The sequence below is a fragment of the Micromonospora sp. WMMD1102 genome, assembly GCF_029626265.1.
Taxonomy (GTDB): Bacteria; Actinomycetota; Actinomycetes; order Mycobacteriales; family Micromonosporaceae; genus Plantactinospora.
This window is the reverse complement of record NZ_JARUBN010000001.1, coordinates 5570849-5584548: the sequence shown is the minus strand read 5'-3', so window position 1 is coordinate 5584548 and position 13700 is coordinate 5570849. Positions and strand designations below refer to the sequence as shown.

At 71.9% G+C, this 13700-nt stretch carries 13 protein-coding genes and 2 tRNA genes; 14 read left to right on the top strand and 1 reads right to left on the bottom strand.

The genetic code is table 11. The features are described from left to right. Window positions 1-13 precede the first annotated feature (13 nt). Window positions 14-2167 carry a ThuA domain-containing protein gene (locus O7626_RS24990; protein ID WP_278063538.1) on the top strand — a complete coding sequence of 718 codons (2154 nt, stop codon included), beginning with the start codon at window positions 14-16 and terminating at the stop codon, window positions 2165-2167. A gap of 297 nt (window positions 2168-2464) precedes the next feature. After that, window positions 2465-3472 carry a sugar phosphate isomerase/epimerase family protein gene (locus O7626_RS24985; protein ID WP_278063537.1) on the top strand — a complete coding sequence of 336 codons (1008 nt, stop codon included), beginning with the start codon at window positions 2465-2467 and terminating at the stop codon, window positions 3470-3472. A gap of 138 nt (window positions 3473-3610) precedes the next feature. Here O7626_RS24985 and O7626_RS24980 read toward each other — a convergent pair whose 3' ends face one another. Next, the gene (locus tag O7626_RS24980; RefSeq protein ID WP_278063536.1) at window positions 3611-4027 is read right to left on the bottom strand and encodes a hypothetical protein; all 417 of its coding nucleotides are present in this window, start codon (window positions 4025-4027) and stop codon (window positions 3611-3613) included. A gap of 285 nt (window positions 4028-4312) precedes the next feature. On the opposite strand from O7626_RS24980, the gene O7626_RS24975 reads away from it, so the two are divergent. From O7626_RS24975 to O7626_RS24920, 12 genes are all read left to right on the top strand, one after another. After that, window positions 4313-4385 (top strand) — tRNA-Asn (locus O7626_RS24975). 196 nt (window positions 4386-4581) lie between these two features. Then, window positions 4582-6777: an MMPL family transporter gene (locus O7626_RS24970; RefSeq protein WP_278063535.1), complete on the top strand. Its 2196-nt coding sequence runs from the start codon at window positions 4582-4584 to the stop codon at window positions 6775-6777. Between the two features lie 14 nt (window positions 6778-6791). After that, window positions 6792-8063 (top strand): FAD-dependent oxidoreductase, encoded by a 1272-nt coding sequence (locus tag O7626_RS24965; RefSeq protein WP_278066303.1) that lies wholly within the window; start codon window positions 6792-6794, stop codon window positions 8061-8063. Window positions 8064-8387: 324 nt separating this feature from the next. Next, window positions 8388-8464, top strand: a tRNA-Ile gene (locus O7626_RS24960). A gap of 110 nt (window positions 8465-8574) precedes the next feature. Then, the gene (locus tag O7626_RS24955; protein WP_278063534.1) at window positions 8575-8925 is read left to right on the top strand and encodes a type II toxin-antitoxin system RelE/ParE family toxin; all 351 of its coding nucleotides are present in this window, start codon (window positions 8575-8577) and stop codon (window positions 8923-8925) included. A 3-nt stretch (window positions 8926-8928) separates the two neighbouring features. Beyond that, window positions 8929-9228 (top strand): helix-turn-helix transcriptional regulator, encoded by a 300-nt coding sequence (locus tag O7626_RS24950; protein ID WP_278063533.1) that lies wholly within the window; start codon window positions 8929-8931, stop codon window positions 9226-9228. A gap of 238 nt (window positions 9229-9466) precedes the next feature. Next, entirely contained in the window at window positions 9467-9721 is a 255-nt protein-coding gene (locus tag O7626_RS24945; RefSeq protein ID WP_278063532.1) for a hypothetical protein, read from the top strand. Next, on the top strand, window positions 9703-10119 hold the full coding sequence (locus tag O7626_RS24940) for a type II toxin-antitoxin system VapC family toxin (protein WP_278063531.1): 417 nt from the start codon (window positions 9703-9705) through the stop codon (window positions 10117-10119). Before O7626_RS24945 ends, O7626_RS24940 begins: the two co-directional genes overlap by 19 nt. Before the next feature lie 209 nt (window positions 10120-10328). Continuing rightward, complete coding sequence (locus O7626_RS24935; RefSeq protein ID WP_278063530.1) at window positions 10329-10886, top strand: sulfatase-like hydrolase/transferase; 558 nt, start codon at window positions 10329-10331, stop codon at window positions 10884-10886. Beyond that, window positions 10769-11602, top strand: a complete 834-nt coding sequence (locus O7626_RS24930; protein ID WP_278063529.1) for a sulfatase-like hydrolase/transferase — start codon at window positions 10769-10771, stop codon at window positions 11600-11602. Before O7626_RS24935 ends, O7626_RS24930 begins: the two co-directional genes overlap by 118 nt. Window positions 11603-11664: 62 nt before the next feature. Beyond that, entirely contained in the window at window positions 11665-12576 is a 912-nt protein-coding gene (locus O7626_RS24925) for a formylglycine-generating enzyme family protein (RefSeq protein WP_278063528.1), read from the top strand. After that, window positions 12573-13586 (top strand): GDSL-type esterase/lipase family protein, encoded by a 1014-nt coding sequence (locus tag O7626_RS24920; RefSeq protein ID WP_278063527.1) that lies wholly within the window; start codon window positions 12573-12575, stop codon window positions 13584-13586. The genes O7626_RS24925 and O7626_RS24920 overlap by 4 nt, the downstream gene beginning before the upstream one ends. The last annotated feature ends 114 nt before the right edge of the window (window positions 13587-13700 follow it).

The window sequence follows — 13700 nt, the reverse complement described above, 5'->3', positions numbered from 1 at the left end:
GAGGAGAGCGACGATGCGTAGACGACCGTTCCGCCCCGACCGGAGACCGACCCGTACCCTGCTCGGTCTCGCCACCACCGCGTTCGTGGCCCTGGCCTGCACCACCGTGCCGGCAGCCCCGGCCAGCGCCGCCGACGCCCCCTACGACGTGCTGGTCTTCTCCAAGACCGCCGGGTTCCGGCACGACGCCATCCCGGCCGGGATCCAGGCGATCCGGGAACTCGGCTCGGCGAACAGCTTCACCGTGACCGCCACCGAGGACTCGGCCACGTTCACCACCGCCAACCTGGCCCAGTACGAGGCGGTGATCTTCCTCAACACCACCGGCGACGTACTCAACGCCAGCCAACAGAGCGCCTTCGAGTCGTACATCCGGGCCGGCGGGGGATACGTCGGGGTGCACTCCGCCGCCGACACCGAGTACGACTGGTCCTTCTACGGCAACCTGGTCGGGGCGTACTTCGCCTCGCACCCGGCGATCCAGCAGGCGAACGTGAAGGTGGAGAACCGGGCGCACGCGGCGACGGCCCACCTGCCGCAGACCTGGACCCGCACCGACGAGTGGTACAACTACCGCACCAACGCCCGGTCCACCGCCCGGGTGCTGGCCACCCTCGACGAGTCGTCGTACTCCGGCGGCGGGATGGGTGCGGACCACCCGCACGCCTGGTGCAAGACGTACGAGGGCGGCCGGTCCTTCTACACCGGCGGCGGCCACACCCAGGCCTCGTACACCGAGTCGAACTTCCGGGCGCACCTGCTCGGCGGCATCCGGTACGCGGCCGCCCGGACCAAGGCGGACTGCCGGCCCGAGTCCGGCTATACCGCCCTCTACAACGGCTCGACCACCGGCTGGTCCCAGGCCGGGCCGGGCAGCTTCACCAACTCCGACGCCACGCTCACCTCGACCGGCGGCATGGGCCTGTACTGGTACAGCGCCAAGCAGTACACGTCGTACTCGCTGAAGCTGGACTGGCGGATGCCCGGCGACGACAACTCGGGGGTGTTCGTCGGCTTCCCGTCGTCGACCGACCCGCAGTCGGCGATCGACAACGGCTACGAGGTGCAGATCGACGCCACCGACACCGCCGACCGGACCACCGGGGCGATCTACGGCTTCAAGTCGGCGGACATCGCCGCCCGGGACGCCGCGCTGAACCCGCCGGGAGAGTGGAACAGCTACGAGATCCTGGTCGAGGGGGAGCGGCTGCGGGTCTACCTGAACGGTGCACTGGTGAACGACTTCACCAACACCGACCCGGTGCGGTCACTGGCCGGCTACGTCGGGATCCAGAACCACGGCACCGGCGACGACGTCTCGTTCCGGAACATCCGGATCAAGGAACTCGGCGGCAACCCCGACCCGGACCCGGGCACCAACACCACCGTGCAGGCCGAGGCGTTCAGCGCGCAGAGCGGGGTCACCGTGGTCGGCAAGGCCAGCGCCGTCGGCGGCTCGGTGATCGGGTACCTGGACCCGGGCGACTGGGCGGCGTACAACGGGCAGAACCTGACCGGGGTCACCTCGCTGCGGGCCCGGATCGCCTCCGGCGGTGCCGGCGGCACCCTCCAGGTCCGGAGCGGTTCACAGACCGGTTCGGTGCTCGGCACGGCGACGATCGCCAACACCGGCGGCTGGGACAACTTCACCACGGTGAACGCCGCGCTGAACGGTGTGCCGAGCGGCACCCAGAACCTCTACCTGACCGTCGCCGGCTCCGGCAGCGGGCTCTACGACGTCGACGAGTTCACCCTGGTCCGGTCGACCACCCCCACCCCCTCGGGCACCGGGCCGGTGGTCGGGCTCGCCGGCAAGTGCCTGGAGATCGACGGCGGCAACACCGCCGACGGCGCCCAGGCGCAGATCAACACCTGCGTCTCCGGTTCGGCCCGGCAGACCTGGACCCGCAACGGGCAGACCCTGCGGGCCCTGGGCAAGTGCCTCGACGTCTCCGGGTCCGGTACGGCGAACGGCACGAAGATCCAGCTCTGGACCTGCAACTCCGGCGCGGCGCAGAACTGGACCGCCCAGTCGGACGGCACCCTGCGCCACCCCGGCTCCGGCAAGTGCCTGGACGTGTCGAACAACAGCTCGGCGGACGGCCAGGACGTGCACCTGTGGCAGTGCATCAGCGGAGCGGCCAACCAGAGGTGGACCCTGCCATGACGTGACCAGGCGCTCTGCCGGCCCGTCCCGCCCCGCCTCCCGGTCCGCTTCGGCCGGGGGGCGGGGCTTCCTAGGCCCGGCCGGCACGGCCTAGAGTGGTCGTGGCGATCCCCGGCGTCGGCCGGCGACCGGGCGGGAGGCGCAACCCGCCCGGCCCAGGTGCGGGTGCGCACCTGCCGACCGTCCGCCGGGGGAGGTTCCGCCACCGTCCCGGACGGCCACCCTCGCCCCGGTCCACCGGCGCCGAGCCGGCGCAGTCGCGAATCCCGCGTGTGATCATCAACAGGGAGACAGACCATGGCGCGACCCATCACGCTCTTCACCGGCCAGTGGGCCGACCTACCGTTCGAGGAGGTGTGCCGGCTCGCCTCGGAGTGGGGCTACGACGGGCTGGAGATCGCCTGCTGGGGTGACCACTTCGAGGTCGACAAGGCCCTCGCCGACGACTCGTACGTCGACCGTAAGCGCCAGACGCTGGCCAAGTACAACCTCAAGGTCTGGACGATCTCCAACCACCTCGTCGGGCAGGCGGTCTGCGACCACCCGATCGACGAGCGGCACCAGGACATCCTGCCGGCCCGGATCTGGGGCGACGGGGAGCCGGAGGGGGTCCGGCAGCGGGCCGCCGAGGAGATCAAGGACACCGCCCGGGCGGCGGCGAAGCTCGGCGTCAAGACCGTCGTCGGGTTCACCGGCTCGTCGATCTGGCACACCCTGGCGATGTTCCCGCCGGTCCCGCCGTCGATGATCGAGAAGGGCTACCAGGACTTCGCCGACCGGTGGAACCCGATCCTCGACGTCTTCGACGAGGTGGGGGTGCGGTTCGCCCACGAGGTGCACCCGAGCGAGATCGCGTACGACTACTGGACCACCCGGCGGACCCTGGAGGCGATCGGGCACCGGCCGGCGTTCGGGCTGAACTGGGATCCGTCGCACTTCGTCTGGCAGGAACTCGACCCGGTGAACTTCATCTTCGACTTCGCCGACCGGATCTACCACGTCGACTGCAAGGACGCGAAGGTGCGTACCGGGGACGGGCGGCGGGGACGCCTCGCCTCCCACCTGCCCTGGGCCGACCTGCGCCGGGGCTGGGACTTCGTCTCCACCGGGCACGGCGACGTGCCATGGGAGGACTCGTTCCGGGCGCTGAACGCGATCGGCTACGACGGCCCGATCTCGATCGAGTGGGAGGACGCCGGGATGGACCGCCTGGTCGGTGCGCCCGAGGCGTTGCAGTTCGTCCGCCGGCTCGCCTTCGACGCGCCGAGCGCGGCCTTCGACGCCGCGTTCAGCAGCAAGGAGTGACCGGAGGCGCCCCGCCGGGGTAGCCGCCCCGGCCCCGCCGCGGTAGCCGACCGGTGCCGGAGACGGCGAACGGTGTGGGGCCGGCCCGATCCCGGGCCGGCCCCACACCGTGCATGCGAATGGTGCGACTGCGACTGCTCAGAAGCTGGTGCCGTTCGCTCCCGACGCCGCCCGGGAGGTGGGGGCGGTCGTCGAGGACTTGGTGCCCGTACCCGAGCCGGCCTTGGCGCTTGTCCCGGAGGTCGTGCCGGAGCCGGACGTACCCGATCCGACGGTCGTCTCCGGGTGGCCGCCGCTGCCGGTGCCCGACCCGGACTCGCTGCCGTCACCCAGGGCGAACTTCTCGCCCAGCCGACTGTGGCTGAGTCGATCCTTGCCCTCGGAGTACAGCCGGGACGCCTGAGCCTGCGCCACCCCGGCGGCCTCCTGCACCGTCGGGTGGTCCAGGACCTGCCGACCCTTGAGAACCAATTCCTCGTACCTCTCCCGGCCCGCGCGGGCGCCCAGGACGAAGCCCACAGCCAGCCCGCCGACGAACCACAGCTTTCCGCGCATGACGGCTCCTTTCCATGTTGTGACGCGGTCAGCGCCCCCGGTATCCGCGGTGAGCGACCGTGTCGCGCCTGCGTCGTCTGTCCACAGGTCGGTACCCATCCTCCACCGATGTCATTCCTGCTGGAGGCTCCCGTGCCGTTTTGTCCAGATAGCGGCCTCCGGGACGCCTGTTCGGCCGCCGGCCGGTACGCCCCCGGCGATAACCCGGTAGCCCCACACCCCCGACCGTCCTGTACTCTTGTGCCGTCGCACGGCGCCGGAGAGATCCAGTGCCGGAGAACGCGATCCCCCGTAGCTCAATTGGCAGAGCAGCCGGCTGTTAACCGGCAGGTTTTTGGTTCGAGTCCAAACGGGGGAGCTTTCCCAACATCCCGCCCGTCGGCCCCGCCGACGGGCATCGTCATATCTGGGGCCCCGTCCGGACTCCGGCGACCCCGGCCCCCGCCCTCGGCGGCCCCGCCCGGTCCGGTCCGGTTTGGCCCGGTGCCGGTGCCGGTGCCGGTGGCTCGGTCGTCGGGGCGGTGCGGAGACGGCACGGAACGGATGGGTGGGAGATGGCTGGATCGCGACGCCGCGCCGCCATGCTGCTCGCCGCCCTGGCCGTGGTCGGCTGGCTGGCGGTGGGCGCGGTGTCGATCCGCTACCCGGGCCGGCTCGGCGAGGTCGCCACCAACGACAACGCCGCGTTCCTACCGGCGGACGCCGAAGCCACCCGGGCCGAGCGACTGGCCGCCGGATTCGTCGAACGGCAGACCCTGCCGGCCCTGGTCGTCTACGTCCGGGACGCCGGGGTCACCGACGCCGACCGGCAGCGGGCCAGTGCGGACGCGGCCCGGTTCGCCGCCGTACCAGGGGTGGTCGCACCGCTGCCGCCGCCGATGCCGAGCACCGACGGCAAGGCCCTCCAGGTGATCGTGCCGGTGGACAACGCCGAGGGCGACCGGACCCGCGAGGTGGTCGCCGAACTGCGCCGGATCGCCGGGAAGGGCGACGCCGGCCAGGTCGTCGTGGTCGGCGGCCCGGCCGGACTGCTCGGCGACCTGATCGAGGTCTTCTCGTCGATCGACGGCCCGCTGCTGCTGGTCACCCTCGTCGTGGTACTCGTAATCCTGCTGATCGTCTATCGCAGCCCGGTGCTCTGGATCATCCCGCTGCTCGCCGCCGGCCTCTCCTACGCGCTCGCCACCCTGGCGGTCTACTTCCTGGCCAGGTCCGACGTGATCACCCTGAACGGGCAGGCCCAGGGCATCCTCACCGTGCTGGTCTTCGGCGCCGGCACCGACTACGCGCTGCTGCTGATCGCCCGCTACCGCGAGGAGCTGTGCCGGCACCACGACACCGTCAGCGCGATGCTCGCCGCCTGGCGGGGTGCCGCGCCGGCCATCTTCGCCTCCGGCGGCACGGTGATCGCCGGGCTGCTCACCCTGCTGCTGTCCAGCCTCAGCTCCAACCAGGCGCTCGGGCCGGTCGCTGCGGTCGGCATCGGCGCCACCCTGGTGGTGATGCTCACCTTCCTGCCCGCGCTGCTGCTGCTCGGCGGGCGGTGGGCATTCTGGCCCCGGTCGCCGTACGTCCAGCACGCCGCCTCGGTCGGTCGGCTGTGGAAACCGGTCGCGCACTTCGTTGCCCGGCGGGCCAGGCTGGTCTGGGTGGTCACCACCCTGGCCCTGATCGCGCTCGGCTTCGGCCTGACCCAGCTCGGCGCCACCCGGCTCGACCAGTCGGAGCTGTTCACCAACCGGACCGACTCGGTGATCGCCGAGGAGGTGATCGAACAGCACTATCCCGGCGGGCTGGGCAGCCCGGTCACCATCTTCCCGCTGGCCGGCGCGGCCGAGCGGGTGGCGGAGGCGGCCGGCGGCGTCCCGGGGATCGCGCAGGTGCGCACCGTCCCGGCCGGCGACCCCAACGCGACCGGCTCGGAAGTCACGCCGGGCGGTCCGGGCGCGCCGGGTGCACCGGGCGGTCCAGGTGCGCCGGGTGCGTCCGGCGGGCCGCCGAAGGTGGTGGACGGACGGGTCCAGCTCCAGGCCACCCTGACCGCGCCGGCCGACAGCGCCGAGGCGGAGCAGACGGTACGCGAGCTGCGGATCGCCGTACACGCCGTGCCGGGCGCCGACGCGGTGGTCGGCGGGTCGACGGCGGTCGGGGTGGACACCGCCGACGCCTCCACCCGGGACCGGAACGTGATCATCCCGGTGGTACTCGGGGTGATCGCGGTGATCCTGGCCCTGCTGCTCCGCGCCCTGCTCGCCCCGGTCCTGCTGATCCTCACCGTGGTGCTGTCGTTCCTGGCCACCCTCGGGCTCTGCGCGTTCCTCTTCCGGTACGCCTTCGGCTTCCCCGGCGTCGACGCGTCGTTCCCGCTCTTCGCCTTCGTCTTCCTGGTGGCGCTCGGCATCGACTACAACATCTTCCTGATGAGCCGGGTCCGGGAGGAGTCCGTGCGCCAGGGCACCCGGTCCGGGGTGCTGCGCGGGCTGGTGGTCACCGGTGGGGTGATCACCTCCGCCGGGTTCGTACTGGCGGCCACCTTCTCGGCCCTGGCCGTACTGCCGCTGGTGATCCTGATCGAACTCGGGCTGGCGGTCGCGCTCGGCGTACTGCTGGACACCATCGTCGTACGCTCGCTGCTGGTGCCGGCGCTGACCTACGACATCGGGCCGGCGGTCTGGTGGCCGTCCCGGCTCTCCCGGGTCACCGGCCACCCGGACCGGGCCCCGGTCACCGGCCACCCGGACCGGGAATGACGGCCGGGCCCGACCTGCCGGCGGCCACCGACGTGGTGATCGTCGGCGGCGGCCTAGCCGGGCTGGCCGCCGCCCGCCGGCTGCACCGGGCCGGCACGCCCTGGCTGCTGGTCGAGTCGGCCGACCGGCTCGGCGGCCGGGTCGGCACCGACGCGGTGGACGGTTACCTGATCGACCGCGGGTTCCAGGTGGTGAACACCGGCTACCCCCGGCTGTCGGCCCTGGCCGACCTGACCTCGCTCGGACTCGGCTACTTCACCCAGGGCGTCCTGGTGCGCCGGGGCGGGGCCCTGCACCGGCTGGCGCACCCGCTGCGGGACCCGCTCGGCGCCGCCCGTACGGTGCTGACCGACCTCACGGACGGCGGTGTGGGGCGGGCGGGCAGTGGCGTCGGGCGGCTCGGTGACCGGCTCCGGCTCGCCGCCCTGGCGGCCCGCTGTGCGGGCCACCCGGTGGACCGGCTGCTCGCGGCGCCGGAGACCAGCACCGAGACGGCGCTGCGCCGGGCCGGGCTCTCCGACCGGATCGTCGAGGAACTCGTCCGGCCGTTCCTCTCCGGCGTCTTCGGGGAGCGGGAGCTGGCCACCTCCAGCCGGGTCTCCGCGCTGATCGTCCGGTCGTTCGTCCGGGGCCGGCTCGGGCTGCCGGCGGCCGGTATCGGGGCCGTACCGGCGGCGGTCGCCGCACCGCTGCCGGAGTCGCTGATCGCGCTCGGCGTCGCCGCCACCTCGGTACGCCCCGGGCAGGTGTCCAGCACAGCCGGCCCGGTCCGCTGCCGGGCGGTACTCGTCGGCACCGACCCGGCCACCGCGACCACCCTGCTGCCGTCCCTCGACCGCGTGCGCATGCACACCCTGACCACCTACTACCACTCGACGGCCGAGCCGCCGCTGGACGAGCCGATCCTGCTGCTCGACGGGGACCGGCGGGAGCTGGTGGCGAACACGGTGGTGGTCAGTCGCGCCGCGCCGACCTACGCCCCGGCCGGGCGGCACCTGGTGGCGACCTCGGTGGCCGGCCCGATGGTCCCACCCGAACCGGTGGTACGGGTCGAACTGGCTCGGCTCTACGGCCGCCCGGTCGACGACTGGGCGCACCTGACCACCGTCACGGTGCCGGCGGCGCTGCCGGCCGCGCCGCCACCGCAGGGGCGGCTGCGCAGACCGGTGGTGATCGGGGACGGGGTGTTCGTGGCCGGGGACCACCGGGCGAGCCCGTCCGTGCAGGGTGCCCTGGCCAGCGGCTGGCGGGCGGCCGGGGCGGTTCTGGACTACCTGGGTCGCTGACGCCGCGGATGGCCCGGCGGCCGGTTGCCCGGATCTCCCCGGCGCCGCTGTATCCGCACGAACTCTCCGGCGGGATGCGCTGTCACCCTCCCCGGCGGGCTGCGCTGTCGCCGCCGAGCGGGGGCGAAGCCTGGCCGCCAGCTCGGCGTCACCTCGAAGTCGATGCCGGTTGGTATCCTCGCCGTGCCGGAAACCGCTCAGGGCGGTGCCGAACCGGTGGGCGATCCGGTGGGCCGAGCGCGGCCGACTCGATCTTCACCGGTGGGCTCCGCATGTCGGTGGTCGGTCGACGCCGTGTCGGGTTACTATCCCGGCGCCCGTTTCGGGGCGGTAGCTCAGCAGGTTAGAGCAGGGGACTCATAATCCCTCGGTCGCGGGTTCGAGTCCCGCCCGCCCCACCAACATCGCCATCGTGCGAACCGTCGGTGTGAACAATGGTGCCGGTGTCGTCGGTGATGACGCTGCCCGCGCGTGGTCCTGCTTGCGCGGACTCTGGTATAGCATCCTTGCTATGGCCTGGGGTACCGTTGAGCTTGAGCCGGAGGTGGAGAAGTGGCTGGAGAGCCTGCCGACCGCTCAGTTCGCCCACGCGGCGTTCTACATCGACCTGCTCGCTGAACAAGGGCCGCTGCTGGGCGAGCCCTACACGAAGCAGCTCGATCGGAAGCTGCGCGAGTTGCGGTTCCACCTCGAGCGGCGGGCAGTCCGGATCACCTACTGGATCGCGACCGACAGGAGGATCATCCTGCTGACGGTTTTTCACAAGACGCGGATGCGGGACGAGCGGGAGATTGACCGGGCACGCCGGGCGTTGGCGCGGTGCACCGACGAGGCGCACGAGATTGTGGACGAGGAAGGCTAGGTCATGAGCGAAGGTGTCGGTTGGGCCGCGATGCGGGACCGGCGGATGGCTGAGCCGGGTGCCGCTGAGGCGTACGACGCGGCGCGGCTGGCGTTTGAGCTCGGTCGTTCCGTTCGGGAGCTTCGTGAGCGCCGGGGCTGGAGCCAGACACAGCTGGCTAAGGCGTCGGGGATGACGCAGTCCGCGGTTGCCCGGTTCGAGGCCGGTGGGACCGTTCCGACCCTGACGGTGCTGGAGCGGTTGGCGGCGGCGCTGGATGTGAGTCTCAAGGTGGGTTTCGAGCCGCGCGGCGAGGCGGCTTGAGTTGCGGGCAATCGCCGTTGTGCCACTCATCGTTCACCGCCGCGAGCCTGTGACCTGGTCAAACCTGCCGGCAGTGGGTTACCTACGACGGTGATGTGCGGTTCGCGCAGCGACGCGCCCGCCCCACGGACCTCGCTGAACTGAGGTTCTTGGCCGTGTCGCAGTCGTCATGCGAACTGGTTGATCGAAGCCTCGAGTCTTCCTGGCGAGCGGGTAACGCTGCATGCATAATGAATGCATGGTTGCTCTCCAGATTCGGGACGTGCCGGAAGAAGTACGAGACGCCCTGGCGGCGCAGGCCAAGGCGCGCGGGCAGTCACTCCAGGCGTACCTGTTGGATCTGGTGGAGACCCAGGCTCGGCGGCTGCGCAACACTGCGGCCCTTGATTGTTTCGCCGGCCGATCGGACGGTGCTCGTTCCCTGCCGGGGGAGAGCGTCGCCGAGTTGAATGACCAGCGGGAGCAGCGCGGACCATGGGGAAGCGCCGCATGATCGTCGTAGATGCGTCGGTTCTGGCCGACGCCCTGGTCGACGACGGGCCGGTCGGCGACGCGGCGCGGGCGGAGCTGACCGGTGATCCGCACTGGGCGGCACCGAGCCATCTTCTGGTCGAGGTCATGTCGGTGATCAGAGGCAAGGTCCTCGGTGGGAAGCTGGGCCTTGCCCGGGCTCAGGAGGCGATCGGCACCCTGCCCTCGTTGGTCATCGATGAGGTTGCCATCGCTATGCTGCTCGACCGGATGTGGCAGTTGCGGGGCAATGTCGCGGCGTACGACGCGGCTTACGTCGCGGCGGCGGAGTTGATGGCCTGCCCACTCGTGACCGGTGATGGTCGGCTCGCCAAGGCCAGCGGCGTCCGCTGCGAGTTCCGACTGCTCGCGGTGTCCTGACGGTGGCCGCCCGAGGATCGTCGGCCTGACGCCCTAGGGCCGGACAACCTGAGTTCCGCAAGGGTGACCGTACCCCGGTGGGCGTAGGTTCACATCGCAAGACCGAGGCGGTCATGGTTCCGGTCGAGATGTTCGACGAACTCACCGCCGAGCGCACTCGGTCGCTGGGGCAGGCAGTGGCATCGGTGCGGGCAGAAGGCGATCGGTCCGTGTCGGCGCGTCCATGGCCTGGATTTTCGACGCTTCCAGCGGCCGATCGCGCTCAACGTACCGGGGGGAAGCCTCGAGCCCAGGGCGCCATCCCGCCGCACTGCGCTGGTACGACCGAGAACGGGGTCCTCGGGCTGACGCACGCGCGGTTCGGCTGGGATCTGCTGCCCGGTGAGCGCCACCTGGCGCGCCTGCTCAAGGAGCAGGGGTACGCCACCTCGCTCGTCGGCGTACAGCACGAGTCGCGGGTCCTTCCCGACGAGGCGGTCGCCGGTCGGCTCGGCTTCGACGACGTGCGGACCGGTGGCCGGGGCGAGGTGGTGGCGGACCGGGCGATCGACCGGCTGGCCCGGTTCGCCGAGGTCGACCGGCCGTTCTACCTACAGGTCGGCTTCCGGGAGCCGCACCGGCTGCCCGGGCACCGGGACCCGTGGGCGTCATGGGCTTCGTCGGCGACCACATGTCGCCGTACGACGAGCGCGGGGTCACCGTGCCCGGCTATCTCGTCGACGACGCGAGCGCGCGGGAGGAACTCGCGGAACTCCAGGGCGCGGTGAGCTACCTGGACGACTGTGTGGGCCGGGTTCTGACCAAGTTCGACGACCTGGGGCTGACCGACGACACGATCGTGCTCTTCGTCACCGACCACGGGCTCGCGCTGCCGAGGGCGAAATGCACCCTCTACGACCCGGGACTCGAAATCGCGCTGCTGGTTCGGGCGCCGGGGCTCGGCTGGCAGGGCGGCCGGACCGTCACCGACCTCGTCTCCGGGGTCGATCTGGTGCCGACGCTGCTCGACGCGCTCGGACTGCCCATCCCGACCGACGTCGCGGGCATCAGCCAGGTGCCGGCGATCAGGGGGACGGCACGCCGGCCGCACCCGGCGATCTTCGGTCAGCTCACCTTCCACGACTACTACGACCCGCGCCGGTGTGTGCGGACCGGCTCGCGGAAGCTCATCGTGAACTTCAGCTCCGCGCCGTCGATCATGGATGCCAGCCAGTCGTGGCACCGGCGGTGTACGCCGCGCCTGGCGCCAGGCACCGTCACCGCCAGCCATCCGCTCGCCGAACTCTACGACCTCGACGCCGACCCGTACGAGATGTCGAATGTGCTGGACGACCCGCGCCATGCCGACGACCGGGTGACGCTGCTCGCCACCCTGTACGACTGGCTGGCACAGGTCGACGATCCGCTGCTCGCCGGCCCGGTGCGTTCTCCCGCGCATACTGGGGCGATGCACGCGCTCCAGCCCGGAACGGAACGGCCGTGACGCGGCCGACGACCGCGAAACCGGAAGAAGTCACGACGAGGACGACCGCAACCCGGCCCGGGATGGTCTGGATCCCCGGCGGGCAGTTCGGCATGGGCTCGGACGACCACTATCCGGAGGAACGGCCCGCCCACCCCGTCCAGGTCGACGGCTTCCTCGTCGACGTCCACGCGGTCACCAACCGGCAGTTCTCCGAGTTCGTCGCCGACACCGGACACGTCACCGTGGCCGAACGCGCGCCGCACCCGGCGAGCTACCCCGGCGCCGACCCGGCCGACCTGGTGCCCGGAGCACTCGTCTTCCAGGGCACGGACGGGCCGGTCGACCTGACCGACCACCGGCTGTGGTGGCGGTTCGTGCCGGGCGCGTGCTGGCGGCACCCCGAGGGGCCGGGCAGTTCCGTCGAGGACCGGCAGGACCATCCCGTGGTCCAGGTCGGCTACGCCGACGCGCTCGGGTACGCACGGTGGGCGGGGAAGAGCCTGCCGACCGAGGCGCAGTGGGAGTACGCGGCACGCGGCGGGCTCGACGGCGCGCCCTACGCCTGGGGCGACGAGTTCACCCCGGACGGGCAGGTCCTGGCCAACACCTGGCACGGGCGCTTCCCCTGGGAGAACCTGGCACCCGCCGGCTTCCGCGGCACCGCACCGGTGCGGTCCTTCCCGCCCAACGGATTCGGGCTGTACGAGGTGTGCGGCAACGTGTGGGAGTGGACCCGCGACCTCTACACGGCCCGCCACCCGGCGCCCGCGCAGTCCTGCTGCGCGCCCCCGGACCCGCGGCGCAACCCCCGGGGCGGTGACCTCCGGGGCAGCCTCGACAGCGGCACCGGACTTCCCCGCCGGGTCGTCAAGGGCGGCTCCTGGCTCTGCGCGCCGTCGTACTGCCGGCGCTACCGGCCGGCGGCCCGGCAGCCCCAGTCGGTCGACACCGCCAGCAACCACATGGGATTCCGTTGCGTGGGCAAGCCGTGACCGAGCCACCGCAGGCCGTCCGGTTGGGGCCGGACGCCGCCGGCGTCTGGCGGGGAAGCCTGGCCTGGACCGAGGAGGACGGGGACTGGCAGCCGTGGCGGCTGCCACCGGACCGGGTGGCGACCGCGCACGCACCCGAGCTGGTCGAGCGGGCCCGGATGGCGGCCGGGGTCCGGGCGGCCGTCCGGACCGATGCGACCGCGCTGGAGCTGCGGATCGTCGCCTCGACCGACGAGGTCGGTGCGCTGGACGTTGTCGTGGACGGCGCGCTGTGGCGGCGGGAGCCGCTGACCGGCGGAACGAACACCCGGCACGTCCCGTTGCCACCCGGGACGAAACTCGTCGAGGCATGGCTCCCGCAGTACGGCAGGACCCGGATCGGTCCGTTGCACCTGCACGGCGCCGCCGTCGCCGAACCCGCCGGCAGGAACGACGAGATCCGCTGGGTCACGTACGGCAGCTCGATCACCCAGTGCCGAACGGCCGCGGGGCCGAGCGAGACCTGGCCGGCCCTGGTGGCCCGGGGTCTGGGGTGGGACCTGACCTGCCTGGGATTCGGCGGGGAGTGCCACCTCGACCCGATCGCCGCAAGGGCGATCGCGGGACGTCCCGCGGACCTGATCTCGCTGTGTCTCGGCATCAACGTGTACGGGCGCGGGAGCTTCGGCCCTCGTACCCTGGCCGGCCAGGTGTCCGGGTTCGTCCAGACGATCCGCGACGCCCATCCCTCGGTACCCGTCGTGGTGATCTCGCCGATCATCTCGCCGAGCCGGGAGACGCGGCCCAACCCGGCGGAGATGACCCTCGCAGCTGTCCGGGAGGCGGTCACCTGCGCGGTGACCACGCTCCAGCGGTACGGGGACACCCGGCTGCACCTCGTCGACGGCCCGAGCGTCCTGGGCCCGGACGACGCGCACCTGCTGTCGGACGGCCTGCACCCGGACGCGGACGGCTACCGGCTGATGGCCGAGCGGCTCGCCCCGCGCCTGGCCGCCGCGAGCCGTGGCTGATGCTCCGGTAGACCGCGACCCGCACCCACGGGCACTCCGCCGCGCTGCCGATGTCGTGCTGCTCGGATCGTCTCGGGCCGCTTGACGAGTACATCGATGTCCGTTAGACCGTGT